Genomic DNA, 25,482 nt, shown 5'->3' on the forward strand with positions numbered 1-25,482 from the left:
TACAGTGACATCCGCATTGTGTATAGACCGAGAAGCAACGGCTAGCGACGACACCATCTGTGGAGGGCAGACCGATGAGTAACGGATACGACTACGACCTGCTTGTCCTCGGCGGCGGGATGGCTGGCCTCCCGGTCGCGATGAAGTGTGCGTATTCCGGGATGGAGACGGCGCTCATCGAGGAAGACCTCCTCGGCGGCACCTGTCTCAATCGTGGATGTATCCCGACGAAGACGATGCTCCGGAGCGCAGAGGTCGCAAACCTCGCTCGCCGGAGCGAAGAGTTCGGTATCGACATCGACGGCGCCATCGAGGCCGACATGGACGTAATCGTCGACCGCAAGGACGACGTCGTCGAGAGCATCCGCGAGGGGGCCTATGAGAACGTCGAGGGCAACGAGAACATCAACTTCGTCGAGGGCCATGGCGTCTTCGAATCCCCACACAAGGTCTGCGTCGACGACCGCACGCTATCAGCCGAACGGGTCGTCATCAATACGGGTGCTCGCCCAGCGAAGCCACCGATTGACGGCCTTGAGGATGTGGATGTCCACGACAGCACCGACCTGCTCACCCTCGACTCAGTCCCCGACTCGCTGGCCGTCATCGGCGGTGGCTACGTCGGTTGCGAGTACGCCCAGATGTACAGCCGGTTCGGTGCTGACGTCACCGTCTTCCAGCGAAGTGAGCGCCTCCTTCCACAAGAAGATCCAGAGGTGAGCGGGGTCATTGAGAGCGCCTTCGAAAACGAGGGAATCACCGTTCAGACCGGTGCGCCCGTGACGGCACTTGCGGAGGCCGACGACGGTATTCGTGTCGACGCCGATGCTGACGACGACGTTTCCATCACCGTCTCGGACGTCGCCCTCGCCGCGGGCCGAACACCGAATACGGACGGTCTCCGGCTCGAAGATATCGGCGTGTCGCTCGACGATCGGGGATTCGTCGAGACCGACGACAGCTTCAGAGCGACTGCTGACGGAGTTTACGCCATCGGCGACGTGAGTGGGCCGCCGATGTTCACCCACTCCGCTCGCGACGACGCAGACCTCCTGTATCGGCACCTCGCGAAAGACGAGGAGATCAGCATTGAGGGCCGAACCGTCCCGTGGGCGGTGTTCACCGATCCGCAGGTTGGGCACGTCGGGCTGACCGAACGGGAAGCTCGCGACGAGGGGTACGAGGTGGGCGTCGGCCGCCAGGATTTCGCCGACCAGGGCAAGCCGAAGGCGCTGGGTGAGACCGAGGGGTTCGTGAAGCTCGTCACTGACGCCGACACCGACGAGCTCCTCGGCGCGCACGTCGTCGGCGAACAAGGAGCTGAGATTGTCCACGAACTCGTCCTCGCCATCGAACTCGGCGCGACCGCCGACCAGGTCGCCGACACGATGCACATCCACCCCACGCTCCCCGAGAGCATCAACTCCGCCGCTGGTGGTGTTCATAAGCCATCGTAACGCGTCTCAAAGAGGGTCATCACGTCACAGAGCAGGCGATATTTCACCTCGAAATCGCTTACTCAGCTGTCGATAGGAGATCGTCGAGCTCCCCGGTTTCGCCGAGGTCGATGAGCGCGCGATTGAGCAGTTCCCGAACGACAAACTCCTCGTAGTGCTGGGTTTGGCAGTATTCACACGGCTTCATCTCCCTAGCCACAGCCTCGATCTCGTCGCCGTGTTGCTCCGCGAGGGTCTCGATCAGCGCAGCTAGCTCTTCACGAGTCGTATCCTGTGCCGAAGCAAGTTGCTCTCCACTACTTTCTGGAAGGTCGTACGAGAAGACCCGTGTGTTCGATTTGTAGTACTTCCGCGTCCCCCCACCAGCTTCCTCGAGACGTGCGATCTCGACCATCCCCGCTTCCTTCAGAACGTTCACGTGATGGCGCACCGTCGTCTCCGCCTTCTCCTCGCCGCGACGATGCAGTTCGTCGTGAATCCCCTCGATGGTCATCTCCTCGGTCGCGAGCATGTCGAGGATCTTCGCCCGGACGTCGTTCTCCAGCGCCTTCGCTTTCTCCGGGTCCGTCGTCACGACTTCGCGGATCGGCACGTCAGATTCGAGGAGCGCCATTCGTGTGACGACATAAGCGGACAACAACAGTAATAGTAACGCCACTCTCCCGGCAGCAGTATTAGTATCTCGAAACCGCTATTACGTTCGTCGTAATGGTTATCCGCGTCGCACGATAACCAACAGGCACGATGGGAACGACACACGAACAATTCAACGTCGGGGGGATGTCCTGCTCGTTCTGTGCCGAGAGCATCAAGAAGGCCTACAGCCGAACCGATGGTGTCGAGGACGTCGACGTGAGTCTCGCCCACGAGGAGGTCCTCGTCCAGTACGACGATGACCGCCTGAGCGAGGTGGCGGTGAAGGACACACTCCGGGACCTCGGCTACACCATCCGAGATCCGGACAAGGCAAAACGATACGAGCAGCAGCAGGCCGAACTCGCCGACGGGAAGCGCCGTCTCCTCATCGCCGGCGGCGCATCTATCGTTGTCGCTGCCCTGATGGGGTGGATGATTCTCGTAATGGGACGCTTCGAGTCGGCATCGCTCGCGATGGACCTGGTGACGCTGGGGCTAGCGCTCGGGACGATGTTCGGTCCCGGGCGCTACATCAAACAGAAAGCGTTCCAGAGCCTTCGTCGGAGGATCTTCAACCAGCACGTCCTTCTGGAAGCGGGCGCCTTCGCCGGGCTCCTCGGGGGGTTACTCGGCCTGTTTGTCTTCCCGAGCTTCCCGACCGTCCACTTCTTCGCCGTCTCCGTGTTCATCACCACCTACCACATCCTCTCCGAATATACGAGCCTCATCGTCCGCACGCGCGCCTCACAGGCCGTGCAGAACCTGCTCGACATCCAGCCCGACACAGCACGCCGCGTCAGTGATGACGGTGACGTCAAGGAAGTCCCCCTCGACGACCTCGACGTCGGCGACTACGTCCGGGTCAAGCCTGGCGAGAACATCCCTGTCGATGGGACGGTCGTCGAGGGAGAGTCCACCGTCGACGAGTCAGTCGCCACCGGCGAGTCCATCCCCGAGGAGAAAACGGGCGGCGACAGGGTAATCGGTGGCAGCGTCAACGAGACCGGAACGCTCCTCATCGAGGTAACTGCAACCGGGGAGGACGCGTTCCTCAATCAGGTGGCCCGCGAGATCGAGGAGGCCCGGGCGATGAAGCCCGGCATCATCCAGCTCGCCGACCGCGTGCTCAAGTATTTCGTCCCCGGCGTCTTGACGATCGCTGGGTTGTCGTTCCTCTTCTGGGTGGTTGCCCCACTCGCGTGGGGGGCAGCCCCCAACGTCCAGCGCGGGGCGTTCGCGGCGCTGGCCGTCCTCGTGCTCGGCTATCCATGCGCGCTCGGGATGGCGACACCGCTGGCCCTGATCCGGGGCGGCGGGAAGGCCGCGAACCGTGGCATCCTGATGCGGTCGGGCGACGCCTTCCAGATATTTCCCGACGTCGACCACATCGTGTTGGACAAGACCGGCACCATCACCGTCGGCGAACCCACCCTCAGTGAGGTCGTCGCGTTCGGTGCCGACGAGGTGGATGTACTCACGACTGCGGCCAGTGCAGAGGCGTTCTCCGAGCATCCTCTCGCTGATGCGATCCTCGAGTTCGCCGACGAGCAAGATGTCGAGTACGCTGACCCCGATGATTTCGACTCCGTGACCGGCAAGGGCGTCCGGGCAACCGTGGCCAGCGACGACGTGCTAATCGGGAAACCGGGATGGCTTAGCGACGAGGGGATCGACCTGTCGAAGGAGGGCGACGACATCGAGCGACTCCAGGGCCGCGGGCTCACCGTCTCCGGGGTCGTCCGTGATGGTGACCTGATCGGCCTGATCGGCATCGGCGACGAAATCAAAGCAGACGCCGCCGAGACCATCCGGCGGATTCGCGACGCCGGCATCACGCCCGTGATGATCACCGGGGACAACGAGCGCACCGCGAACGCGGTCGCCGACGAGGTCGGCATCGACCGCGTTATGGCAGACGTCTTACCCGACGAGAAACGCGAGGAGATCGATCGCCTGCAGGACGAGGGTCACCGCGTAGCCATGGTCGGCGACGGCATCAACGACGCTCCCGCACTCACGCAGGCCGATATCGGGATCGCCATCGGCGCCGGGACCGACATCGCCATCGAATCGGCGGATATCGTCCTGATGGGCGACCGGCTTGGTGGCGTGATGGACGCCTACGAGATCGGGAAAGAGAGCTACCGGAAGACCCGTCAGAACCTCGCGACGGCCTTCGCGTTCAACGGGGTCGGTGTCGCCGCCGCGACCACGGGGCTTGTTCATCCCGTGTTCGCGATGCTCGCGATGGTGTTGTCCGTCTCGGCCGTTCTCGCCAACAGCTTCGCTGGTCAACTCCTCTCCGGTGAGGGTGTCAACACCGAGTTCGCCCTAGAAGAACGCACCGACGGCGAACGTGGAGACGGCCGAGTGACAGCCGATTAAGCCTTTACGTCGTAGCCAGCCTGTTCGATTGCCGCGTTCACGTCGTCGTCTGAGACTCCATCCTCAAGGACGACGTCGACCGTGTCAGCGTCGTGGTCGGCCTCGACCCGATTCACACCATCGAGGTTTCGCAGGGCGGTCTCCACGTTCTGTTCACACCCGTTGCACGACATCCCGGTGACGGAAATCGTCTTTCGCTCCATACGGACCGGTAAACACTCGCAGGGGATGACCATTACGGTAACTGTTGTATCGGTTTTATCTCTATTAGAGGTGAGGCGTCACCGTCCGGAGAGTTGTTTGTGTCGGCCCCAAAGGGGTGGAGGCTCTTTGAAATGGGAACCACTGACGACAAAGAGAGTAACGAATTCCCTCCAGAGAAGCGTCTGGAAGCACCGAACACACGCCTGATCAAGGCAGGGATCGCGACGATTCCCGATATGGAGACCCTTCAGGAGTGTGTTGCCTACGAGAACGCCCACCAGAATCGGACACAGATCCAGAGACGGCTCAAGTGGAAGGCTGAGGAGCTGCGTGAGAACGAAGAGTAAGCTCTGTTCTTAACCAACACACTCCGCGTGAGTTCCCCCTATTGTTGGTTAATAGGCTGTGCCTCGGTTTTTCGGGCCCCTGAATGGGTGCGGGGCAGCCAGCAGCGGCCTCGCGAGCCTAATCATGTCCCTCGAACTGAGCTCCAGCGCCAGCACCGCCCGCGAAATCGCTGCCGCCAGACAAGCAGACTATGTGGCGTTTCTGCATCGAGCGCCGTTTGTCGTCGACGCTATCGACCTCGGCTTCCTTCCTGGCTTTCGCGAGGACTGTGGGTACCAAGAGACGCAGTATCAGAACCTCAGCCTCCCTGTCGGGATGCTCGACAACGATTTTCGGAATCCAGATCTGGAGCGGTTCGTCGACCGGTTCTTCAAGCACGAACCAGAGGTCGGGGTCATCGGGGACGTCGACGAAATCGACGACGTCGACGCCCACGTCGCTGCTGCTCGTGAGATCCAAGCGAGCTACCCCGAGGCCGAGCTCATCGTCGTTCCGAAGTCGCGGGCGGTGATCGACGCGATACCCGAGAACCTCGTCCTCGGATATTCACGGGGATACGCCGACCGCCTGGCCCACGAATTCTCCGACCCAGCCGATTGGAGAGGGCGGCGCGTCCACATCCTCGGCGGGAGTCCGCCCAAGCAGCTCGACGCCATTCAACAGCTGACCAGACCGACACTCACCGACGAGCCACCGGCCGACATCGTTGGCGTCGACTGGAACGGGCTGCATCGTGGCGCACAGTTCGGTGAGTTCTGGACGGCCGACGGCTGGGACGACAGCGGTCGCGACGCCGACCACGTCACCGTGCGAAAGACAGTGCGCCACAGCCTCGCTCGCGTCCGCGAGTTCTGGCAGCAACACGGGGTCTGGCCTGAATCGACACCGGAAGACGAGGGGCTGGCCGTCGAGTACGAGGGACCGAGTCCAGCTGATCTCGAGCAAGCTGCCTGTACCAAGTGCGGGACGAACGTCTGGCGAACCCGCCGCGGCCCATACGTCGCCGAATACGATACCGGCGCAATCTGTGGATACTGCAGCTACGAGTGCTACTTCAGCCACCGTCACCGGAACAACCTCGAGGAGATCGCCGGCGAGCAGAGCGTCTACCTCCCGCCGGCGTGACGTAGATGGAGTTCTATTCTCTTCCCGATCTTCCCGAACCGACTGGTGAGCGGGGGTTTCTCAGTACTTAGGATATGAGAAGCCACGCAGCTCCGAATGCAAGCAGAGAGACGGTCAGATTGCCGAGCGCATTCAAGAATGCATCTCTTTGTTCGCCCTGTTCCCAGAGGCTAACGGTCTGAAAGCTAAACGACGAGAATGTCGTGAACGCCCCACAGAATCCGACACTCACCAAGAGGAGGATGTCGGTATCAGCTACCCCGAAAATGACTGAACCGAGGATGAAGCTTCCGAGCGCGTTTACGACGAGGGTTGCCCACGGGAACGAGATGTTATCGATCAGCTGCCCGACCAGATAACGCAGGACTGCACCGACTGCTCCACCAATACTGATGAGGAGAATCTCCATTAGTCATCACCCGGCGTTGGAGGCTGAATTGCAGTAGTAGACGTCGTGGCCACGATTTTTCGACTGGCGAATACTCCACCAAATCCGGACGCGTAACTGGCAATAATATAGGGGACTGCAAGTTCCGGTGTGGTCAACGCAATGTCGGCCACGAACGTGCTGTAGGTGGTAAACGAGGCAAAGAAGCCCGTTCCGAAGACATAACGCACCCGTTTCGTGAGGGACTCATCTGCTCGAGCATCGAAGAGGAGTACCCCGAGTCCGAAGCTCCCGATGGTGTTGACGAGAAGAGTGACCAGGAGTGCGTCACCCGCTGCTGCCCCGACAGCGTACCGAAGATTCGCACCGACAATTCCACCAAGTGCAATCAGTACGATCGCTTCCCCGTGCCGAATGAGTTGTCTCCGTAGCATCTGACGAACCGGAAATAGGAGTCATCAGCCGAATCGGCGGTTGGGGAAGGCGGACTCCATCGCCTGTGTTTCGCTTCTGTCTCCGGTAAACAGACAAATAAACTCACCGTTCTCCAAAATGATGAATGTCCACCTAAAAGCAGATGTCGGCGTAATTCACCGTTGAGAGTGACCAATAGAGGGCATCTGATTGGACTGTTTTTCGAGCCCCGGAAATGGCGAGGGCTCCATCGAGAGTCCTCGTCCCGAGGTGACTTCCTGTGAGTCAACAACAGAGCGCCGACAACGTCTCGATCGACGACATTCCAGTCGATATCGCGAACACGCAATCAGGTGACATCGATCCAACCGACGTTCCCGACGAAATCGAGTCGATCACCCGTGGGCTCGCCAGCGAGCAGCCGCCGACGAATCCCATCGTGGTTCTCAAAGCGGCTCGTTGGTGGTACATTCACGGCAAAGGCGGAACGGATCCCGCCTTCCGGTGGGCCATCGAATGGACGCGTCATCTGGCGACTGACACGCCCAGTGACGTCGAACGGTTCGATGAGTTCCTTGAGTACCTCGTCACGGTCGGCTTCGCTGATGAAAAGGAAGCGCTTCGCTAATCAGAGCTCGTAACAGGCGACATCTTCAGCCCCGCAGCTCGGACACTCATCGGTGTCCTCTGAGAGTGTCTCCCCACAGTTTCGGCACTCCCACAGGGTCGATGATTCCCCTTCGACGGCCCTGCGGAGTGTACTCAAGAGACCCATCCTAGCTTACTCGATGTACGCGCAGTTTTAAAAACCATCCCCTGACAGCCATCCCGATTTAAAGCGGAGTCGCGGAGATGTGTTTTTCTTCGCCCCTGAGGGGTGCGGCGCGTTCTGAACTGATGCAGTCGCCGTGAACTCGATTCGGTGAACACAATGGCTACGACCAGTGACTCGTCGGTCTCCTTCGACCAGACCGACACACGATCAGACGAGATGAACAGCACCATCGAACAGTGGATCGACGACCTCGTCGCGGGCGTCGACGACGCGCAGGCCAGCGCGGAGTTCCAGGAGTGGCTCGACGTACAGAGTCGCTTCCACGACTACTCGTATCGGAACACGCTCCTCATCAAGCGGCAGTGTCCCGAGGCGAGCCGCGTGGCTGGCTACCGGACGTGGCAGGAGGAGTTCGACCGCCACGTCAAGGAAGGCGAGTCGGCTATCTGGATCTGGGCGCCGATCGTTACGAATCAGTGCCCGGAGTGCGAGAACTCGCCGAGCTACCACGAGGACAGTGACTGTGAGTACGACGAGACGCCGCCTGAAGAGTGGTCCAAGGGTCTAGTCGGGTTCAAGCCCGCGCCGGTGTTCGACGTCTCTCAGACCGAAGGCGAACCGCTTCCTGATCTCGACACGGAAGCGACCGGGGACGCCGGCGACCTCGTCGAACAGTTGACTGTCGCCGCTGACGACCTCGGCGTGACGGTGCGAATCGTTCCAGCTGAGGAGTGGACCCACGGCGAGGCAAAGGGCATCTGCGAGCAGCTAAGCCTCGTCGACGTTCAGCCGCTCGTCGAGGTACGTGATCGGGAGAACGAGGCCGACCTTGTGCGGACGCTGATTCACGAGTACGCGCACGCCCTGCTCCACTTCGACATCGATGACGACACCGAGCGGGCGAAACGCGAAGTCGAGGCCGAAGCCGTCGCGTACGTTGTCGGGCGCTACTGCGGGCTCGACACTAGCGGGTCAGCGTTCTACCTCGCTGCGTGGGAGTCGGAAGATCCCGAGGTCGTTCGCGAGCGTCTCGGACGGATTAGTCGAACGGCAGAGGAGCTCATCGACGTTCTCGAGGGCGAATCGTCGTCCTAACTCAGTTAACCAACGTGGTGATGGATTCCTTCCGTTCTGTTGGTTAAGTTTTTCTACGCCCGCAGAGGGGCGGAGGCGCGTTCTGACCTCCGTCGAATAATGACTGAACCTTATCTCACGACGGTCCTCGAGGAAGCCGAGCACGTTGCCGAGCAGCACAACCAGGTCGCTCGAACGACAGACAACCAAGCCCACGAGTACCTCCGATACGCCGTTCTTCGGGTGCTCGAAGGCGAGGCGGACCACCTCCCAGCAGACTGGACGCCGATCGACGGCGTGACCGTCGGGTACGGGAGCGACGAGGCGATGTTCGATAGCTGGGGCTCCAGCGAAGACTGGTGGGAGACCGTCCCACCGCAGGAGGCGTGTACCCGCTTCCGGGTGTTCTTCCCGGACGACTACCAGGCAGTTCCTCGCGCCATTGTCGACGTGATGGCCGCGCTCGGTGCCTGGCGCGTCTGGACTGGGAGCGCAGCCGCGTGCGGCTCCTACGACCATCGCGAGCGTCGCGAGGTCCACTACCTCTGGCCGGAAGGCCATCCGGTGGAGGAAGTGCTTCACGAGCGGCTCAGTGGTCCTGCGGAAGCCGTCGCCCCGGACGGTGGCCGAACGGGCGACGTTCGCGACCGACTGGTCGTCGACGAGAACGCAGAGTCACAGGACGATCTTGAGCCCCGCACGAAGCGTGCCGTCGCCGAAGCGATGGACGTCTCACTCCTCTCGAAGGGTGGCCGCTACGAGGTGCAGTCCGCGTCCGGCAACAGGTACGAAGTCGACGTCATCGACGAATCGTGTACCTGTCCCGACTGGCAGCAGCGCTCACCCGAGGGCGGCTGCAAACACCTTCGTCGCGTCGATCACGAGATCAAACAGGGCCGCGTTCCCCGACCAGACGGCCGCCTTCCTTCCCCGTAGGGCGACGATTGAGCTACTCCACGGGACGGACTGTGTCACCATCCCGACGGACCCGGTCGAACGTCGAGAGATACGCGATCCGGTCGTGAACTTCGTCGGTATCCAGCTCCAGTTCGGCGGCCAGTTCGTCGACGGTCATCGGCTCATCGAGTGCCTGGAGGACTTCGAGCCCCCGGTAGTACCTATTCGTGAGCTCCTGGACGCGGGCTTCGATCGGCGTGGTTACCCCGTACCGGTCCTCGAGTTCGACTAGTGCCTCGTTCGCGAACGTGGCGAACTGATCGTCCCCAAGGCGTTCGATCTGGGCTTCGAGTTCATCTCGGACGACGTCGTAATCGAGGCCGGCCTGCACGAGCATATTCATGTCCTCGATGTCGTCGTCGCGGCCGGCGATCGCCTTGAACAGGAAGATATCCTCGTTGCTGACCAGCCGGACCGTCAGTCGATCCATGTCGAGGAATGGCTCGCTGCGCTCTTGCATTCCGTCGGTGAGCACGAGCTTGTTCGCGACTTGCTGGTTGAAGATGTCGAGGCGACACCCGTCGTCGTTCTCGACGCAGCTCGTCGCCCCCAGCGCCCGGTAATCTGGATCCAACGATTGCACCTCCGCATACCCGAGGTCCATCAGGACGGCCCACAGCTGGCCGTACGCGTCGCCATCCGGGACGACTAGGTCGATGTCTTTCGTCGCCCCCTTGAGGTCGCGCAGCGACATCGCGCCACCACCGATCAGGTAGACCGTGAGCGGGGCTGAGAGGCCATCCCCGATCCGCTGGAATTCGTTCTCGATGTACTCACGTCCGAATGTTGGTCTCATTGTGGGAGTTGCACCTCGTAGTCAGCCGCCAGCTCCTGGAACTCGTCCCACTCCGGGAGCCGGTCGTCGTCTACCTCACCGTGGGTCTCGAGGTAGCGGAGCAAGGCGTCGATTTCGTCTTTGAGGCCATACTTCGCCGCCTGCTCTCGGAGGTCCTCCTCGTTGACGTCGACGTGGCTGAGCAGGAGGAGACAGTACGAGCGGTGGCGGCTGCCGTCGTCGATCAAGAGGGTGTGACAACACAGCTCCGCCGGCGTGACTGCGTCGAGGTCCTCGGAGTAGACGTAGTAGCGGTGGCCGGTAAGCAGGAACTGGAGGTCGAAGGCTGCGAATCGAGCGAGGCCGGTTTCGTGGAACGCCTCCGCGTCGATCTCCGTCTCGGCCTGGGCGAGGAATTCGTCGTAGTCCTCCCAGAGAATCGTGCCCTTCGGGGCAACGGCTTCGAGGCGCTGGCGATGCAGATGGTGTGCGAGTTCACGGGCGAACTCGTGGAGGCGGTCAAAGTCGGCGTTGAACTCGTAGTGGCCGTCGGCCGTCCCGACGAGACCCCGGTCGCGAAACCGCTTGAGGACGCGGTTGACCGTGTTGCGGTAGTTGTCGCTCCGGTTGGCAATCTCGGAGACGGTTCGCGGCTGGTCGAGGTAGTACAGCACCTCGAGTGCCTTGCCGGTCAGCAGTTCGGGGAAGTCGATGTGGGAGTGCTGGCGGACGAGGTCCTGATAGAGTTCGATGGCGCGAGCATCCGATGGGACGACGCGTTTTCGGCGGCCGTCGCGTTCCGTGTAGACGAGTCCCTTTTCAACGAGATCGCCGACGGCACGAGAGAGGTAACTCTCGCTGTGGTCGAGCTTCGTCGCGAGTTCGGAGATCGTGTCGCCACGGTCGACCGTGGCGAGGACCTCGAGTTCGATGCGACGGAGCACGGTGTAACATAGTACGAAACTTGTATATAAAGAAGTTCCGAGTAGTGTTACAGCCAGCAGCACGAGAGCTGTCTCCACCATCTTAACCAACAAAACTATGGATTCGCGGGCCGTGTTGGTTAACACGAGAGCAGCCGATGTCCTACGAACCCCCGACCCCACCGACGAACCTCCCGACGGAGATCGTCAACACGCTCAACGAGTCGGAGCCGGAGCAACTCCGAGACGTTGCGACGTACGCTGAAGCGCTCGCCGAGCACAAGGAACGAGAGGCCCGTCTCGAGGAGTCGGCAGATCAAGAAGAGGTCGAAGAACGACCAGACGATCTCCCAGACGACGTCCCTGCCAAAGCGACGATCACGATCAAAGAAATCAACGACAATCGCTACTATTACTGGCAGTGGCGGGAAGGTGATTCAGTGAAGTCGAAGTACAAAGGACCGGTGAATCCCGACGAGTAGACGAGATTCAGCTGTAGCCAGATGTTCGTTTCAACGTGATTCGTAGCGTAGCAGATGACACCCCCCAGAGTGTGAATGGGATCGGTTTACCCCACACCCCTCGGTGTGAATGGCCTACCAACGGGTACTCTCTGACGGGAATTTACGTTGGAAGAGACAAAGCAACACGTGGATAGATTACGCCTCGTTTACCCCCACACCCCTCAGTGTGAATGGTCCACCACCCAGGGTACCGCGATTAAGAAGTCCTTAACAGCAGAAGTCCTCTCGCCGTAGGGAGGGTTCTCGCTTCAGTAACGAAGCTTGGGCTTCGGCACAAGGCCTCGCCTTCTAGAATACGTCTACTCGGAGGACTGTTTAGACTGTAGTATAATAAAGATAACTACAACTGCGGTGCGGTGCAGTAGCGGACCGGGTCAGCTACCGTGGCAGAACGTGTAAGCCGCTCTCCGTGCCGTAATGGGACTCAGACAGACGACACAGCTTCTACGGATTGAGTCCAGCTCCGTCTTTACTACAGTCGTGACCTATGGGGGACCATTCACACCGAGGGGTGGGGGTGTCACCATCCCATCAACGTCTGGAGTTCCGGCGTTGAGTTGATCAATCCAGTTCGTGTACTCTCTACGTCTCCTTGGAGCGAATACGACCTGAACTTACCTTGATCTCCGCCCTCCTTCTTTTTCGATTCGAGAACTCCTGTCGTCACGTGCTTGTTCAGAAGCTCAAGCGCACGATTGTACCCCTTGGGCTCTACTTCGACGTCCCGTGCTACTGTTTGGTAAACCTCGTGAATCTCTGACGTCCGGAACCATTCTTTCTCCGGGTTATTGCGGTCAAGACGTGTGAGAGCAAACAGGAGTAATTTCCCGGACAACGGAGTCCCTTTCACCATCTCCATAAAGAGCTCAACTTCGACGAGTTCGTCAGCTTCGAGAACGTGATTCGCGGTCACGATATTATCGCCTTCTTCGTCGGCGATCTCGCCCGCATTCCGGAACAATCGGACTGCCCGTCGAGCGTCACCGTGTTCTTCAGCTGCGAGTTCAGCTGTGGTTGGAATTACCTCGTCATCGAGGACACCGTCGTAAAATGCGTCCCGTCGATTTTCGAGGATTGCAATGAGCTGGTCTTCTTCGTACGGTGTGAACGTTCGGTGTTCTGGCTGGAGAGTCGATTGAACCCGTGACTCGATTTCTCCTTTGAATTCGATGTCGTTCGAAATCCCGATTGTAACGACTGGGAAGTCAACGTCGTCTTTTGATTGTGTCCGTGATAGCGTGTAGAGGACCTCGTTGACTTCTCCGTGCTTGTCGATTTCATCGATGATGACGACGAGGCCGCCAGAAAACTCCCGCTGAACAACGGGCCACAATTTCTGATCCCGATAATGCTCGGCTGAGAGGCCCTGATAGGGGACATCAAGCGGGTTCTCTGCTTTTGCGTTCACCTGCTCTGCGATCTTTCGGAAGGTGGAGGTATACGTAGAGATGGGGTCCGGATTAATGTAGGCAGTAACGATCGGGGAGTCCGTTCCTGCAGTTGCTGCTTCGAGCCGCTCGCAGACGTGTCTTGCAACTAGTGTCTTCCCCGTCCCGGTTTCTCCCCACTCCAGGACGTTATCCGGGACGCTGTTTGTCCGCATCTTTCGGAGATTCTTGGCCAAGAACGTGATATGGTCGTCTCGTCCGACGATTCGATTGGCGTCAGGGACGTTATCGATCTCGAGTAACCACGGCTTCTCAAAAATATCCGATTCGTCTTCGCTATCCCCCTCGTCGACATTTAATATCTCGTCGACGGTTGTTTGCGTGGAATCGTTGTTTGGCATGAGCGGACCAATTCGCCCCATTCACATATAGGTTGCCCACCCTCGGTGTGATTGATTTACCTCCATTCACACTCCGGGGGGTGTTCCAGAGAGCAGGGCCCCCCAGAGTGTGAATGGAATCGACCTCGTCGCCCACTTGTGATTTTGCTCACCTCAGAAGACATTTGAGACTACTCATCCGTTCCGGACTGCTGTAAACTCCGTCAGCTCCACCTCCCGTGTCTCCGCGAGTCTCCGTCTAATATCTGTACGACCCCACCCCAGCGGCAACAGCACGCTCTCAATCGCTCGAACCAGCTGCGTCTCGTAGTACGAAGCGTCGTAGGTTTCGATCTCTTCGTGGGCGAGGGCGACCCGGTCTCGCGAGGATTTCTCGTCGTCGACGACCACGTACTCGATATCCTGGCCCGGGTGGACTGCCAGATCCTGCTCGCGAGCCCGTTTCAAGGCCGCCACGTTCTGGGTATTCTGTGAGTAGCCTTCCAGCGGCTTGGAAACACGATTCCGCTCGACGAGCCGCTCCACTGCAACGTTGCCCGCCTGCAGTTCGTCGATTGCTCGTTCGAGACGTCCGAGCACTGCGTCCGGTGACCGCGTGGCATCGAGCCGGTCGAGACAATCCCGTTGGACGTCCTCGATGAACGGCGGGGTCGAACGCTGTCGGGCTTCGATACCTCTGATTTTGAAGTCGTCGTCGCCGGCGACCTTCCCGAAGTACTTCGTCAGCGCGCCGGCGTCGCTCTCGCGCTGCGGGACGAATGCCACCCAGTCGTAGTGAGCCTCGTGTTCGAGCCGAATCTCGACGCGTTCCGTGATCTCCGTCGCGAGCGTCTCGAGGTCCTCGCGGTCCTCGTCGTCGACGTCGGGGTCCGGCGTCACCCAGATGGAGTCGACGATGCCGTGGACGACCCGCCAGCCGCCAGTTTCCAGTCGCTGTTTCGCCGTCAGCAGAATCTCGCGAGCGAACGCGTTGATTGCTTCGTGGCACTCGATGCGGCCGAACTTTGCGTTGCTGAACCCTTGATAGCCGAAGCAGGCGACGAGGATCCACTTCAGCGCTCCCGACCGTCCCTCGAGCCCCGCCAGCCGGTCCTCGTCGGGTTCGTCCAGATCCTTCTCGTGACGGATGGCCGCCTTGATCTCGTCGCGCGCGTCGATGATCGGCTGCAGCACGTCGACGAGGTAGCCCCGGTCGTCGCAGATCGAGTACCCGAGGCCGGGGACGTCGTCGCGGTCGCCGTGGCAGTCACATTGGATGACGTCCGGTGAGACGTTCCGGGTACAGATGATGTTCGGATACAACGAGGAGAAGTCGAGTTCGTGGACGTTCTCGTGGAGGCCGACCTCGGGTGCGAAGATGAAGCCACCGCGGTCGGCGTCGTGGAGCGTCCCCATCGGCTTGTAGAACTCCTGGCGCCAGGAGTTCCACGGGACGAGGACACCGCGGTCGTGGGCCTCGCAGATCTGGATCGCCGTGAGCACGTTCCCGATCGACGCCCACGCGAGCTCCTGGACGGGCTTTTTCGAGCGCGACACGAGGTCGAGGACGCCCTCGAGGTTCGTCTCCCCGTAGAAGAACGTGTTCGATTCGTCGATGATCGCCCGGCCGGGCACGTTGTACCGCGCCGGGGAGTGACCGACGCGACCGTAGCTCGAGTACGTCGACCGGCTTGCGAGCTGCTGGTAGTCGACGTCCGGCCACCGACTCAGCGAGAAGTCGTCGACGCCGGCGTCCGTCGCCATCTCGTACAGCGTCGGGACGATCTCGCTCGTCGAGCAGACCAGGACATCTGGATCGTGCGCTTCGAGCGCCCTCTGAACGGCGGTCAGGAGTTCCGTCGGCGAGCCAGTGACGGTGTCGCCGGCGACGGACAGTTCCTCGTAGACGTCGTTGCTCGTTTCGGTCACCGGGACGCTAAGCCGGAGCGTCGACAGTTCGCTCGCCGGGGTCGGATCGGCGCCGGTCTCCAGACAGTACCGGAACCCCCGCGAGAAGTCGACGTTGAAACAGGCGAGATCCCCGACTGGATAGTGCGACAGCTGGCGTGCTTGCCGAGCGAGTGGCGTGACGCGGTCGATGTGGGCGATGTCGACCGCGAGGACTGTCTCCTCGTCCCGTCGAAAGCCAGGCCGTCGCGCCTCCGTCTCGGTCGCGACGACGTCCGGGTGCTGGTCGTACACCGACTGGAGTGTCGTGAGGTCGAGGTCGGACGCTGGGTCGCGAGGGGCGACGTAGAAGTGTGGAGTGTAGTCATCGCGCTCGGTCGCGACGGCGCCGCCGGTGGTTGCCTCCCACTCCAGGACGCGGCCGTCGTCCAGAAAGTCGATACTGAACGGCATCTGTGGCTCTTTCGCCTCTACCAAACTGGACGATTGCGTGTCTAATAAGCTGAGGCGTGTCGTTTCCGAGTTTCAAGCGAATCGGTACAAAACGTCTCTAATATCCGATCTTGTCTTGTTTGGCGCGTACACTTTCTTTTCCGGGGTGCTTTCCGGGAACACAGCCAAGTATTAACCAACAAATTCGGGTGCTGGCGTCATTTGTTGGTTAAGAACGAATTTGATCGTCGTATATCTCATTTATATGCCATCAGAGCCTTTGGCGGTCATCTCTATCCAGGACATCATACTCTGAGTATACACGGACCAAAGACTTATTTAGTATCTGGAGTATGGTATTGGTATATGAGGCCGAATGTTGACATTCCGTGGTCCATCCATGGGAGAATCAAGGAGCACGCAGAGCAGACCGACCAAACAATCGAGGAAGCGTATATTGAAACCCTTGAGAATGGAGTCCGCGATCTGCCCGAACAGCGGGGAGAAGTTACTCTTCCAAGTCCCGGTTACAACGATTTTGGGCCACGACTTATCCGAACGCAAGGAACAGACTCACCGGATATTAATGACTCAGTGACGTTCCATCCGTTTTTCCACCTCGGTGAGAACTCAATGGAAATCCGAACACGGACGGATGATATGGATGCTGATGAGTTCACAGACCGATTGGCAAGGCTCCACAACGTAGGAAGACTTAGCACGTCTTGGTTCACAGTTCATCAGCTGGGTGGAGCACTCGTCGGTCGGGGGCCTGCTAACTTTGCCACGGCAGTCAGAGAAGCCCACGCCACGTTTGCTGATGAGGACGTTCCGACGTACAAGAATGGACACCTCATCTATATTGCCAACCTCGCCTACGAAGACGAATACTTGCTTATCAGGGCGGAACTTCCCCGATCATCCCGTGACAAACAAGTCCTTTCAAATGTCGAACTCCGGTTCATCACGGAAGGCGTTCCCGTCACTGGAGCACTCTATCAACGACTGGCTCGCGCCTTTGGTTTTAATGAACTTTTCAACGCCACGGCGTTCGATCTTCCACGAACCGGATTCAACGCACCAGAAGGTAGCATACCCGTTGTCTCCGAACAGATCACCACGGAAGAGGAGAACTACGATGACCCAAGTGTTAACGGGCTTATCATCGAGAATCCATTACAGAATAACGACGATCTCCTTTCCCATCTCAAATCGGAACTTAGCGGACCTGATCAGTCTAAATCAGAAGCAGAACACCACATTGAGGTGTTAGAAAATTACGACGAGTTGTACTGTGATCTTACTCACAACCACGGATTGTCTGAGGATCGGGAGTATGAATTCAAGGGATTATCTGCGACATACATCAAGCCCCTTTTCAACCGAAACAGTACGTGGAATCTTACAGCCAGTGTCAGCTGGTGATTTCAGTACGAATATTGGTTGAGCCGTGTTTCTCCAAATAAGAGGAACTCTATGAGTAGATATTCCGCCTCTCAATCTAAAGATCAGCCCTTGGCAGAACTCTGGAACTGGGGAGACATATCTCTCACTCGATGGGATTGAGTGACTGCATCGTGGAGTGGAATTTCGAGTATCGTTATTGTCCTTCCTGGTCGGGATTAACATAGCGAGACTGCCTCCCGTGGTCATCTCCGCTCGCTGCGACCGCGGCCTCGAGTTCCTCGAGGCGTTCCTCGTGGTCGTCGAGGCGGGCCTCCTGTTCGAGATCGATGCTGAGCAGCGCCGGCAGCAGCGGGTTCTGGTGGTTCAACAGCCCGCTCGCGTCGGCGTGCTCGCGGGCGTACTCGAACAGCCGGTCGAAGCGCGGCTGGTCGCGACGCCGCAGTGCCCGGCGGAACTCCGCCCAGCGCTCTTCGATGGCCCGCAGAGCATCTCGGTACGTCGGGTTTGTGCGCCCCATCGCTATCGGCCTCCTGTCCCGGTCGCGGTCCACGCATCGAGCAAGGGGTCGGCGGTTGTCGCCACCGTCTCACCGTCAGCTGTGACGCCCGTTCCGACGCCCTCCGGGGTCGGCGTCGACGGCGCAGGCGTCGTCGGTTCCACGCCGACCTGTGTGGCGCGTGCCGCGAGCAGCTGCCGCCAGTACGCGAACGTCGTCTGGTAGTACGCGCCGTCGTCGACGGGATAGACGAGCGTCTCGAAGCCCTCGCCGACAACCCGTGGGCCCATCCGAGTTTGCTCGCACTCGAGATGGTGGTCCGCGACCGTCGCGACTGGCTCGGTGAATTCGTTTCGTTCGTTTCGCGTAACGAGCACCGGGATGTCGTACCCATCGGCGTAGGTCGCCAACCGGGCAAGGGTGCGGGCCTGGAGGGTTTTCGCGTGGGTTTCGCCGAGGGTATCGTCGGCGCGGTACTGGGCGTCGACGGCCGGCGCGACGATGAGGGCGGGTGTGTGGGGCGACGTGTCCTCGTCACGACTCGGTTCCCCTCGACCGGCCGCCCTGGCGTCGGTGGTGGACGTCTGGATTGAGTTGTTCACTGCCGTCGGGAGATCACAGACGGCGCCGTAGTGCTGGTAGGCGGTGAATCCCCGTGCCACGTGGATTCGGTTGAGCAACCGTTGACTGGGCGCGATCTGGGCGAGTGTCGTCGTCGCGTGTCCGTTTGCGTCGACCCAGAAGGCGGGTCCGTCGTGCAGGAGGAGATGGTCGAGTACGAGCGACTGCAGGATCGGGACGCCGCGGTCTCCCTCGACGTCGAGCAGCGTGATGCCGTCGCCGAGTGACGGCAACAACATCTCGTCCGTAGCCGGATCGGCCTGGTCAGCAAGGGACCGATTGCGGTCAGCGCCCCGTGTCGGCTGGTCCACCGCCAATCGGTTCGACGTTGAGTGTTCTCCCATACTCGACTAGTTGTCTACGTTCCCGATAAGCCGCGGCGTGTCGCTTCCGCGTTTCCGGGAAGGCTTGGGACAAATTTAGAACCAGACTCAGTCACTGGATTTCTGGCATGCTTCGTTTGCTTCTGAGAATGTTTCCAGAATGGTCTTCTCAAGTGGTGATCGTTCTTAGGCGCTGTATTGAATACACAGTGCATAGCTCGAATATTCAAATACCTCTAAAGACAAGGATGCGGTAGAGCGCGAGGTCGAACGCGAAGTCCGTAGTTCGTGATCCTGTAATACGACCGATCTACTAGTTGATCCGGTATTTTATGACAGATCACGTCACAACTACATGGTAATGAGACGACGACAATCAGTTGACCATCTCTTCTCCGACCAATCGATCCACGAGTACCGGCGGGAGCAAGAGACAGAGCTGAAGGACGAAATCAAGGAACTGTCCAATGACGAGCTACAGGACAGCACCGACCTCCTGACCTTGATATTCACGTCGAGATACACACCATCCCCGATCCAGCTCAACGACTACGACCTGGAACAGGCGGGCGAGGTCGAGAAAGAGATCCCGCGTGGCCAAGGCCTGCCCGGCCTCAATCAGCGCGGCCGGTCTACTAAGACGTACCAGCGGATCCGTGTGAAGCTGCCATTCCACGGCGACCGCGACCTCCTGCAGATCAATCCCAGCTCCTCGAAGCTGAACAAACCGCGCTACAATGAACTGAACCGGAACGAGATCGTCTACTACGTCGACTACACGATCGGGAACAAGGATGCGGAACAGGTCCAAGTCGAGATTCAGTCCGAGGTTGACGAATGGGTGGACAAGGTGGCGTGGTTCGTGGAACAGCTTGAGGATGATATCGCGGAGATGGAAGAGCAGCTGCGGCGGACCGCCCGCCGCTCAATTGAGGAACGGCGGGAGATCGTTGATACAAACCATGCGGTGATGGCCGAACTGGGTGTCGACACCGGTGACACCGCGGAACCAGGATATGTAGTGCCGGAGAAAAAACGAGAGATTGAGTTGCCTTCACCGGCCGCAAACAGTGATGACGAGGTGCTACAGGACCGGACCTTTATCGAGGTCTTGGATCTGCTTGATGACTTGGGACGGGATCTGGAACGGTCCGCCACGCCGGTCCGGGGTCTGGATGAGGAGTCACTTCGCGATATTTTCCTGATGGGGATTAATTCGCATTACTCCGGGTTCGCAACCGGAGAAACGTTCAATCGCGGTGGGAAGACGGATATCTTGCTCCGGTATGATAACGAGAACCTGTTCATCGCGGAGTGCAAGTTCTGGGATGGACCATCTGTGTATGCCGACGCGGTTCACCAGCTCCTAAACAACCTGACCGTCCGGGATTCACACGCTGCACTCTTGATCTTCTCACGGCGCCAGGACTTCGGGACGGTTGAGGACCGGATACGGGAGGCGACGATGGATCACAAACGGTATGTCTCTGAGGTGTCGGAGATTGCAGATCACGGTGTATATCGACTGGAGTCGGAGAGTGGGCATCCGGTCAGAGTCGCGGTGAAAGCATTCGATGTCCGGGAGTAGGCATAGTGCGATTGGTCCAGTTCTTCTACTCCTTGAGTGCGAATAGTGATCTACGGTAGTCTCAGAGTAGATGGCAGAAGCTTCTTTTTGATTGCAAGATATCTATAGGTAAATGAGGTCTTCTCGCCGCCGGTTTCTCTCGATGTCTGCGGCTGCCCTGACCTTCCCAGTTGCGGGTGGAGCTCAGGTAACTACAGCGGAGCAATCTGATCAGATCACACCATCTAGCCCCGAATCGGACCCCGTCGACCCGGTGATGGCAGAGATCTATGGCGAACTCGAACTCCCACAGGACGACCCGTTCTGGACGTGGGACATTCCCTACTTTTCGGATGATGCCATCATCGAGTACGAGGTCCGGCCGAAAGACGACGGCCACCTTCCGGACGTGCTGGTCGTGGACGACGATGGACTGGAGAAATACCGGACACAGGTCGCATCGATTCCCCTATACGACACTCAATCACGGGACCTCGGCTGGTTCGGTTCGGTCCCTTGGCCGGTCGTCTATTTCGACAACATCCCGCGAAAGCTAGACCAAGTGCAGTCATGGAATGTGGAAGGGGGGATGGTCGACATTGAGACGTTGGACTGTCTGACCAATTCCCGGCCACGGCGTGATGCGAACGTCATCGCTGGCGGCGACTATCATCTGGTCTTCGACTGGACCGACGAGGTCCTGTCTAGTCCGGGGAGCGAAGATGTGACCGTCGAGGTATCCGCCCGCGTCCGCCGAAACAAGCCGGAGGAAGCGGTAGAAGTAGCTCCAGCGCAGGCCTCCACCCTCTACACGACGGTCGGAGCCGCAGAGTCGCCAGTTGTCGAAGCGATGGTACCCGTCGCTGAAGCAATCTGCAGCCGAGTCCCGGACAAAATGAAAACATTGTCCGTCGCTGATGTGCAGACGGAGGCGCCACGCGCTGTGGAGACAGTGGCCGTCACACGGATCGTGTTCGCGGTCCTCGACGACAAACTTGGGTATACGCCGACATTCGTCCGGCAGCTGCTAGCTGGTGCATCCACATGGGCACGATGGGGGCGGTCGGTGCTCCCGGTCGTCAACAGCATTGACCATGTGATTAATGATGCATGCCGTGTTGTGGGAGCAGAGCCAGGTGCGTTGACGGATGCCGTGGAAGATCTCCTGCTGAGCTTGGGTATTCTTGTGGCTGACCTGTTACTAGCGAAGTTCGGCTTGGTAAGCCGTGTTGCGTCTTTCGGTGTGAAGCGAGCGCACACGTATTTGCTCGGGATTATCGGTGAAGTGCTGGGACTCAAAGCGTATCTGGTGTTGCTCCGAGAGCTGTACAATCTTCTCGAAATGGGTATTCAGCAGACGCTCCGGAAGATCAAGTCGTTTACCCGCGATATCGAGGAATACGGGTTCCTCACGGATGACGAGGTAGCTACCGTGCAGGAGTTTGAGCAGGAAGAAGATCTTCAGTCGCTTGATTCTGGGTGGGATCTACGGGTGGGACCGTTGAACCCTAGTCCGGAATGTCAGTCGTAAACCGAATTTCCTGACGGAAGTATAGGGCTCCCACTACCGGTACAGTTTTTCCCGGTGCCGGGCCTCGTAGACAACGACCTCGTGCGTGACGATACTGACCACGAACCCGAACGACCTTATGAAGTCCATTCACGACCCGGTGCCGGTTGTCCTGCCGCGCGATGCCGAGTGCGAATGGCTCTCTGCCAGGCCGGACGCTCGAAAGGAGCTGTGTCGCCAGTGTCCGAAGGACGATTTGAACGCCTACGAGATTTCGATGCGGGTCAACCCCAGAAACGACGACCCGCAGATCATCGAGCTGTTGGACTACGAGAAATCAGGGATCGATGAATTCAGTTAGGGGCAGCTGTTGGGGGTCCTCGTTCTTACTGAATTGGCGACGCCGCCGCTGAATCGACGAGCGAGTACTCTCGGTCCCGACTCGTCCCTTCCGCCTCGAGAAGGTTGTACTGCTCCATCTTCGAGAGGTACGTGCGGATAGTCCGTTTCGTCCGCGGATCATCGACGCCCTCGGAATAGCGCTCGTGAATCTCGCTCGGCCCGACCGGCCCGTGCTCGCGAACAATGTCGTAGACGACGCGCTGGTGCGGCGTGAGCGAGTCGAGGCTCTTCTGCTTGATCTGGGCCCGAGCATCCTCCGCGGCGTCCAGGAGAATGTCGTCGGTGATGCGCTCGTGGTTCTCTCGATCAGCCTTGCCGGCTGCCGTTCGAAGGATACCGATAGCGAGGCGGGCATCGCCGGCAGCTGCGTCGGCGATTCGATAGAGCTGGTCGCCGGTGATGACGTCCTCGTCGAGCCCCCACTTCGCCCGTGCACTCAGGATGTCGTACAGCTGCTCGTCGTGGTACTTGTCCATCCGGACGTGCTCGCTGGAGCGCAGGCGGCTCACGAGGCGGTCGTCGACGCGGCTGAACAGCTCCTCTTCCTTGTTCGCGATGCAGATGATTGCAAACTGCGGGAGGCTGTGGAGGTCGTAGATGACGCTCGGGTCTTCGAGCTGGTCGACCTCATCGAGGATGACGACCGTTCGCGGGCCGTCGTGTTGCTGAAGGCGATCGACGAGTTCGTCGTGTGGCGTCGACTGCCGGTGGATGTCGATGGTCGCGCCGAGATCGTCGAGGATCTGGTAGAGCGTGCGGAACCGGGTGTAGTTGCGCCAGCAGTTGACGTAGGTGGTCTCGACGTCGAGGACCTCTTCACGCAGACGTTCCGTGACGAATTTCGAAATGCACGTCTTCCCCGTCCCGCTGGGCCCGGTGACGATGGCCGTGTCGGCGGGTTCCCCGTTCGTGATAGGCTCGAGGACGCTGGAGAGGTGGTTGACTTCGGCGTCGCGATGCTCAACTTCCCGAGGGACGAATCCGGCGCGGAGTACGCGAGCATCGCGGATCATTGTGTCAGTAAGTGACTGGTTCTGCGTCAGGCCATAAATACGTGATCGGGTTGTTTCCGGAAAGCAAATCTCACCAATTGGACATCGGTTGAATACCGGGTCTCTTTGTGGTGATTCGGAAGGAATCTGCCGTGGTGGCTTTTCGGAAGTTCAGGGAAACACGAACCTTCCTGAATAGCAAATATCCCCTTGGGTTTAAATATCCAAATTGCGATGTATCGCCTGTGACACCCAACGAAAACGACCCTGTCACCAACGTGCCGACCGTCGAGGTGCAAAGCCCCACCGGAAGCCTTGACGTGAATACCCTTATCAAATCAAACGGGAAAGACGATCCGTTTGCTGGCCTGTTCGAGGATACTACTGGAGGCTCCGATACGACATCCGTTCCAACTACAAACCAACAAAACACCGATGTCGTCGATCTCGGAAAAGACCTCCTCGCCGGATATGCCGACTGGAAAGGTGGACAAGTTGATCATGATCCACACGACGATCCACTTCGTTACCTTTGGCACGACGCCCCTGAACTCATTATCGCTGCTGCTGTGGCAGGCTATTTCACATACAAGGGCGCTCAAGGACTTGGTGGCCTAGTTTCATCTGGTTCAACAACAGATGAGACCGGCACGTCGACGCAGCCGCGTCTCCCTCTGGAAGATCGGCCGTATCGGGTGTTTGTGAGTCACTCGTGGAAGTACTCCGAACAGCGTGAACGTATTGAGGAGTTCCTCGATGATGAAAATCGGCTGGACTGGCAGAACTTCAGTGTCCCAGAGGACGATCCGATGGAGTTTGAAGATAAGAATGATCTTCGTCAGCAGCTCTATCAGCAGGTTGGCCAGGCAAATGTGGTCGTCGTCGTCGCTGGGATGTACGTCTCGCACAGCGAGTGGATCGAGGAGGAGATTGAGATGGCAGACCATTTCGAGAAACCTATTATCGGTGTGCGACCGAACGGGAACGAGCGACTTCCAGCTGTGGTAAAGGAGGAAGCCGATGAGATTGTCGGTTGGCGGCAGAAGTCTATCGTGAACGCCATCGCGAAGCATGCATGATTCACCCTCGGTCGAGTATGGCCCAAGACAGAGGGATGGCAGTACACGATCTTCACCCAGACGGCCAGAGCGTGATAAGACTCTCATCAATCAGTACAGGCACTACACAGAAAGCGTAATGGCGACCGAACAGCGTTTGGATCTGAACTGTTTCTACGGTCCCCTATTCTTAGAATGGCGCAAAGCATCATTCGCCGACACCTTAGCGGAATATGTCTGAATCAACTGACGAGACCTCTGGCGAGAGCGAGCCGAATAATGCAAATCTTGGCGAAAATACCGAGGACAAAGACACGCCTGAAACAGAGCCGGAACACCCCGAAGAGGTTACTGGGGGAGACCCGGCCGAATCGGCCGAGCCCAATGCCGTAGAGAATGGGCCGTTAACGAACCTGAACGACGAAGAGACGGATCGCTTGATGGATCAATACATCCACTATGGGGAGGTGGCAATCGAGACTGCGAATCAGCGGGTTCAGATGAACCGATTTTTCGGCTTGATTTTGACGTCGATACTAGCCGGACTCTTCGCTCTCGCCCGAGGAAATTTGACGACTACGAGTGCTGCAATCGTTCTATTCGCCTCTGGATTTGGAAGTCTGATCTGTTACTTTTGGTATCAGAGTTTACAGTCGTATCGCCGGCTGAACAAGGCCCGATATGCTATTCTCAACCAAATCGAGTCTGCCCTTCCTGTCCGAATGTATCTTGATGAATGGCGATACCTCAAGCGGGAAAAGCCCGATCCGGAAATCGTTGAGCCCCGACCTGATGACGACCCAGATCACCGCTCGCATACGATTGTCGAACAGTGGTTTGTCCGTCTCCTTGCCGCTGGATATCTTACTGTCGGAGGATACGCTGGCGGGTTCATTCTAACTCCTTTGCTCACGGGTGCAGGCTATTCTCTGCCGTCTCCGACGGCAGTCGGGCTAATAACCGGTGCGACCGTTATGGCTGGTTCGATAGGGCTATTCTGGATTCAGAGCTGA

General features: G+C 58.9%; 24 protein-coding genes, 1 pseudogene and 1 riboswitch. Of the genes and pseudogenes, 14 read left to right on the forward strand and 11 right to left on the reverse strand.

Annotated elements, in window-relative coordinates; genetic code table 11:
• The first annotated feature begins 74 nt into the window (after nucleotides 1-74).
• Nucleotides 75-1,457 (forward strand): dihydrolipoyl dehydrogenase, encoded by a 1,383-nt coding sequence (gene lpdA / locus D1409_RS22870; protein WP_123539275.1) that lies wholly within the window; start codon nucleotides 75-77, stop codon nucleotides 1,455-1,457.
• Nucleotides 1,458-1,515: 58 nt separating this feature from the next.
• Here the strand turns inward: lpdA and D1409_RS22875 are convergent, their stop codons facing one another.
• A complete protein-coding gene (locus D1409_RS22875; RefSeq protein ID WP_123539276.1) occupies nucleotides 1,516-2,070 on the reverse strand; it encodes an ArsR/SmtB family transcription factor in 555 nt (184 codons plus the stop codon).
• Between the two features lie 131 nt (nucleotides 2,071-2,201).
• Here D1409_RS22875 and D1409_RS22880 point away from each other — a divergent pair, with 131 nt between their 5' ends.
• The gene (locus D1409_RS22880) at nucleotides 2,202-4,478 is read left to right on the forward strand and encodes a heavy metal translocating P-type ATPase (protein ID WP_123539277.1); all 2,277 of its coding nucleotides are present in this window, start codon (nucleotides 2,202-2,204) and stop codon (nucleotides 4,476-4,478) included.
• On the opposite strand, the gene D1409_RS22885 is transcribed toward D1409_RS22880, so the two are convergent.
• Nucleotides 4,475-4,681, reverse strand: a complete 207-nt coding sequence (locus D1409_RS22885; RefSeq protein WP_123539278.1) for a heavy-metal-associated domain-containing protein — start codon at nucleotides 4,679-4,681, stop codon at nucleotides 4,475-4,477. The two genes, D1409_RS22880 and D1409_RS22885, sit on opposite strands and share 4 nt — an antisense overlap.
• Nucleotides 4,682-4,813: 132 nt before the next feature.
• Here D1409_RS22885 and D1409_RS22890 point away from each other — a divergent pair, with 132 nt between their 5' ends.
• Nucleotides 4,814-5,029: a hypothetical protein gene (locus tag D1409_RS22890; protein WP_123539279.1), complete on the forward strand. Its 216-nt coding sequence runs from the start codon at nucleotides 4,814-4,816 to the stop codon at nucleotides 5,027-5,029.
• A gap of 124 nt (nucleotides 5,030-5,153) precedes the next feature.
• Nucleotides 5,154-6,155 (forward strand): DUF6610 family protein, encoded by a 1,002-nt coding sequence (locus D1409_RS22895; protein ID WP_123539280.1) that lies wholly within the window; start codon nucleotides 5,154-5,156, stop codon nucleotides 6,153-6,155.
• 67 nt (nucleotides 6,156-6,222) lie between these two features.
• On the opposite strand, the gene crcB is transcribed toward D1409_RS22895, so the two are convergent.
• Together crcB and D1409_RS22905 are read right to left on the reverse strand one after the other, a co-directional pair.
• Nucleotides 6,223-6,564, reverse strand: a complete 342-nt coding sequence (gene crcB / locus D1409_RS22900) for a fluoride efflux transporter CrcB (protein ID WP_123539281.1) — start codon at nucleotides 6,562-6,564, stop codon at nucleotides 6,223-6,225.
• Nucleotides 6,564-6,977 (reverse strand): fluoride efflux transporter FluC, encoded by a 414-nt coding sequence (locus D1409_RS22905; RefSeq protein ID WP_123539282.1) that lies wholly within the window; start codon nucleotides 6,975-6,977, stop codon nucleotides 6,564-6,566. Before D1409_RS22905 ends, crcB begins: the two co-directional genes overlap by 1 nt.
• Before the next feature lie 8 nt (nucleotides 6,978-6,985).
• Nucleotides 6,986-7,050: riboswitch (Fluoride riboswitch) on the reverse strand.
• 187 nt (nucleotides 7,051-7,237) lie between these two features.
• Here D1409_RS22905 and D1409_RS22910 point away from each other — a divergent pair.
• The 3 genes from D1409_RS22910 (at nucleotide 7,238) to D1409_RS22920 (ending at nucleotide 9,742) form a co-directional block, all read left to right on the forward strand.
• Nucleotides 7,238-7,585 (forward strand): hypothetical protein, encoded by a 348-nt coding sequence (locus tag D1409_RS22910; protein ID WP_123539283.1) that lies wholly within the window; start codon nucleotides 7,238-7,240, stop codon nucleotides 7,583-7,585.
• A gap of 303 nt (nucleotides 7,586-7,888) precedes the next feature.
• On the forward strand, nucleotides 7,889-8,827 hold the full coding sequence (locus D1409_RS22915; protein ID WP_123539284.1) for an ArdC-like ssDNA-binding domain-containing protein: 939 nt from the start codon (nucleotides 7,889-7,891) through the stop codon (nucleotides 8,825-8,827).
• 99 nt (nucleotides 8,828-8,926) lie between these two features.
• Nucleotides 8,927-9,742, forward strand: a complete 816-nt coding sequence (locus tag D1409_RS22920; RefSeq protein ID WP_123539285.1) for a hypothetical protein — start codon at nucleotides 8,927-8,929, stop codon at nucleotides 9,740-9,742.
• Between the two features lie 13 nt (nucleotides 9,743-9,755).
• Here the strand turns inward: D1409_RS22920 and D1409_RS22925 are convergent, their stop codons facing one another.
• Nucleotides 9,756-10,559, reverse strand: coding sequence for a DUF6036 family nucleotidyltransferase (locus D1409_RS22925; protein WP_123539286.1), 804 nt, complete (start codon nucleotides 10,557-10,559; stop codon nucleotides 9,756-9,758).
• Nucleotides 10,556-11,482 (reverse strand): helix-turn-helix transcriptional regulator, encoded by a 927-nt coding sequence (locus D1409_RS22930; RefSeq protein WP_123539287.1) that lies wholly within the window; start codon nucleotides 11,480-11,482, stop codon nucleotides 10,556-10,558. The genes D1409_RS22925 and D1409_RS22930 overlap by 4 nt, the downstream gene beginning before the upstream one ends.
• 137 nt (nucleotides 11,483-11,619) lie before the next feature.
• Here D1409_RS22930 and D1409_RS22935 point away from each other — a divergent pair, with 137 nt between their 5' ends.
• On the forward strand, nucleotides 11,620-11,943 hold the full coding sequence (locus D1409_RS22935) for a hypothetical protein (protein ID WP_123539288.1): 324 nt from the start codon (nucleotides 11,620-11,622) through the stop codon (nucleotides 11,941-11,943).
• Nucleotides 11,944-12,505: 562 nt separating this feature from the next.
• Here D1409_RS22935 and D1409_RS22940 read toward each other — a convergent pair.
• Both D1409_RS22940 and D1409_RS22945 read right to left on the reverse strand, forming a co-directional pair.
• Nucleotides 12,506-13,774: an orc1/cdc6 family replication initiation protein gene (locus D1409_RS22940; RefSeq protein WP_123539289.1), complete on the reverse strand. Its 1,269-nt coding sequence runs from the start codon at nucleotides 13,772-13,774 to the stop codon at nucleotides 12,506-12,508.
• Nucleotides 13,775-13,948: 174 nt separating this feature from the next.
• Nucleotides 13,949-16,114, reverse strand: a complete 2,166-nt coding sequence (locus D1409_RS22945) for a type B DNA-directed DNA polymerase (protein ID WP_123539290.1) — start codon at nucleotides 16,112-16,114, stop codon at nucleotides 13,949-13,951.
• A 345-nt stretch (nucleotides 16,115-16,459) separates the two neighbouring features.
• Between D1409_RS22945 and D1409_RS24955 the strand changes: the two genes are divergently transcribed.
• A complete protein-coding gene (locus D1409_RS24955; protein ID WP_164471861.1) occupies nucleotides 16,460-17,518 on the forward strand; it encodes a hypothetical protein in 1,059 nt (352 codons plus the stop codon).
• Nucleotides 17,519-17,693: 175 nt separating this feature from the next.
• Here the strand turns inward: D1409_RS24955 and D1409_RS22950 are convergent, their stop codons facing one another.
• Nucleotides 17,694-18,017, reverse strand: coding sequence for a hypothetical protein (locus tag D1409_RS22950; protein ID WP_123539291.1), 324 nt, complete (start codon nucleotides 18,015-18,017; stop codon nucleotides 17,694-17,696).
• A 2-nt stretch (nucleotides 18,018-18,019) separates the two neighbouring features.
• Nucleotides 18,020-18,961 carry a hypothetical protein gene (locus tag D1409_RS22955; RefSeq protein WP_394339050.1) on the reverse strand — a complete coding sequence of 314 codons (942 nt, stop codon included), beginning with the start codon at nucleotides 18,959-18,961 and terminating at the stop codon, nucleotides 18,020-18,022.
• 340 nt (nucleotides 18,962-19,301) lie between these two features.
• On the opposite strand from D1409_RS22955, the gene D1409_RS22960 reads away from it, so the two are divergent.
• The 3 genes and pseudogenes from D1409_RS22960 to D1409_RS22970 form a co-directional block, all read left to right on the forward strand.
• A complete protein-coding gene (locus tag D1409_RS22960) occupies nucleotides 19,302-20,528 on the forward strand; it encodes a hypothetical protein (RefSeq protein WP_123539293.1) in 1,227 nt (408 codons plus the stop codon).
• A 256-nt stretch (nucleotides 20,529-20,784) separates the two neighbouring features.
• The gene (locus D1409_RS22965) at nucleotides 20,785-22,038 is read left to right on the forward strand and encodes a hypothetical protein (protein WP_123539294.1); all 1,254 of its coding nucleotides are present in this window, start codon (nucleotides 20,785-20,787) and stop codon (nucleotides 22,036-22,038) included.
• A 73-nt stretch (nucleotides 22,039-22,111) separates the two neighbouring features.
• Nucleotides 22,112-22,378, forward strand: a pseudogene (locus D1409_RS22970) (SOS response-associated peptidase family protein); the annotation flags it as partial.
• 25 nt (nucleotides 22,379-22,403) lie between these two features.
• Here D1409_RS22970 and D1409_RS22975 read toward each other — a convergent pair.
• Nucleotides 22,404-23,432 (reverse strand): Cdc6/Cdc18 family protein, encoded by a 1,029-nt coding sequence (locus D1409_RS22975; RefSeq protein ID WP_123539296.1) that lies wholly within the window; start codon nucleotides 23,430-23,432, stop codon nucleotides 22,404-22,406.
• Nucleotides 23,433-23,656: 224 nt separating this feature from the next.
• Between D1409_RS22975 and D1409_RS25485 the strand changes: the two genes are divergently transcribed.
• Nucleotides 23,657-24,490 carry a TIR domain-containing protein gene (locus tag D1409_RS25485; protein ID WP_235853703.1) on the forward strand — a complete coding sequence of 278 codons (834 nt, stop codon included), beginning with the start codon at nucleotides 23,657-23,659 and terminating at the stop codon, nucleotides 24,488-24,490.
• Between the two features lie 212 nt (nucleotides 24,491-24,702).
• A complete protein-coding gene (locus D1409_RS24960; RefSeq protein ID WP_164471862.1) occupies nucleotides 24,703-25,482 on the forward strand; it encodes a RipA family octameric membrane protein in 780 nt (259 codons plus the stop codon).

Source organism: Halosimplex salinum (assembly GCF_003730195.1).
GTDB classification, from domain to species: Archaea; Halobacteriota; Halobacteria; order Halobacteriales; family Haloarculaceae; genus Halosimplex; species Halosimplex salinum.

Bases quoted from the DNA above. Each gene is read 5' to 3' on its own strand.
- lpdA (WP_123539275.1), top strand. From the start codon at position 75: ATGAGTAACGGATACGACTACGACCTGCTTGTCCTCGGCGGCGGGATG.
- D1409_RS22875 (WP_123539276.1), bottom strand. From the start codon at position 2,070: ATGGCGCTCCTCGAATCTGACGTGCCGATCCGCGAAGTCGTGACGACG.
- D1409_RS22880 (WP_123539277.1), top strand. From the start codon at position 2,202: ATGGGAACGACACACGAACAATTCAACGTCGGGGGGATGTCCTGCTCG.
- D1409_RS22885 (WP_123539278.1), bottom strand. From the start codon at position 4,681: ATGGAGCGAAAGACGATTTCCGTCACCGGGATGTCGTGCAACGGGTGT.
- D1409_RS22890 (WP_123539279.1), top strand. From the start codon at position 4,814: ATGGGAACCACTGACGACAAAGAGAGTAACGAATTCCCTCCAGAGAAG.
- D1409_RS22895 (WP_123539280.1), top strand. From the start codon at position 5,154: ATGTCCCTCGAACTGAGCTCCAGCGCCAGCACCGCCCGCGAAATCGCT.
- crcB (WP_123539281.1), bottom strand. From the start codon at position 6,564: ATGGAGATTCTCCTCATCAGTATTGGTGGAGCAGTCGGTGCAGTCCTG.
- D1409_RS22905 (WP_123539282.1), bottom strand. From the start codon at position 6,977: ATGCTACGGAGACAACTCATTCGGCACGGGGAAGCGATCGTACTGATT.
- D1409_RS22915 (WP_123539284.1), top strand. From the start codon at position 7,889: ATGGCTACGACCAGTGACTCGTCGGTCTCCTTCGACCAGACCGACACA.
- D1409_RS22920 (WP_123539285.1), top strand. From the start codon at position 8,927: ATGACTGAACCTTATCTCACGACGGTCCTCGAGGAAGCCGAGCACGTT.
- D1409_RS22925 (WP_123539286.1), bottom strand. From the start codon at position 10,559: ATGAGACCAACATTCGGACGTGAGTACATCGAGAACGAATTCCAGCGG.
- D1409_RS22935 (WP_123539288.1), top strand. From the start codon at position 11,620: ATGTCCTACGAACCCCCGACCCCACCGACGAACCTCCCGACGGAGATC.
- D1409_RS22940 (WP_123539289.1), bottom strand. From the start codon at position 13,774: ATGCCAAACAACGATTCCACGCAAACAACCGTCGACGAGATATTAAAT.
- D1409_RS22945 (WP_123539290.1), bottom strand. From the start codon at position 16,114: ATGCCGTTCAGTATCGACTTTCTGGACGACGGCCGCGTCCTGGAGTGG.
- D1409_RS24955 (WP_164471861.1), top strand. From the start codon at position 16,460: ATGAGGCCGAATGTTGACATTCCGTGGTCCATCCATGGGAGAATCAAG.
- D1409_RS22950 (WP_123539291.1), bottom strand. From the start codon at position 18,017: ATGGGGCGCACAAACCCGACGTACCGAGATGCTCTGCGGGCCATCGAA.
- D1409_RS22955 (WP_394339050.1), bottom strand. From the start codon at position 18,961: ATGGGAGAACACTCAACGTCGAACCGATTGGCGGTGGACCAGCCGACA.
- D1409_RS22960 (WP_123539293.1), top strand. From the start codon at position 19,302: ATGAGACGACGACAATCAGTTGACCATCTCTTCTCCGACCAATCGATC.
- D1409_RS22965 (WP_123539294.1), top strand. From the start codon at position 20,785: ATGGCAGAGATCTATGGCGAACTCGAACTCCCACAGGACGACCCGTTC.
- D1409_RS22975 (WP_123539296.1), bottom strand. From the start codon at position 23,432: ATGATCCGCGATGCTCGCGTACTCCGCGCCGGATTCGTCCCTCGGGAA.
- D1409_RS24960 (WP_164471862.1), top strand. From the start codon at position 24,703: ATGTCTGAATCAACTGACGAGACCTCTGGCGAGAGCGAGCCGAATAAT.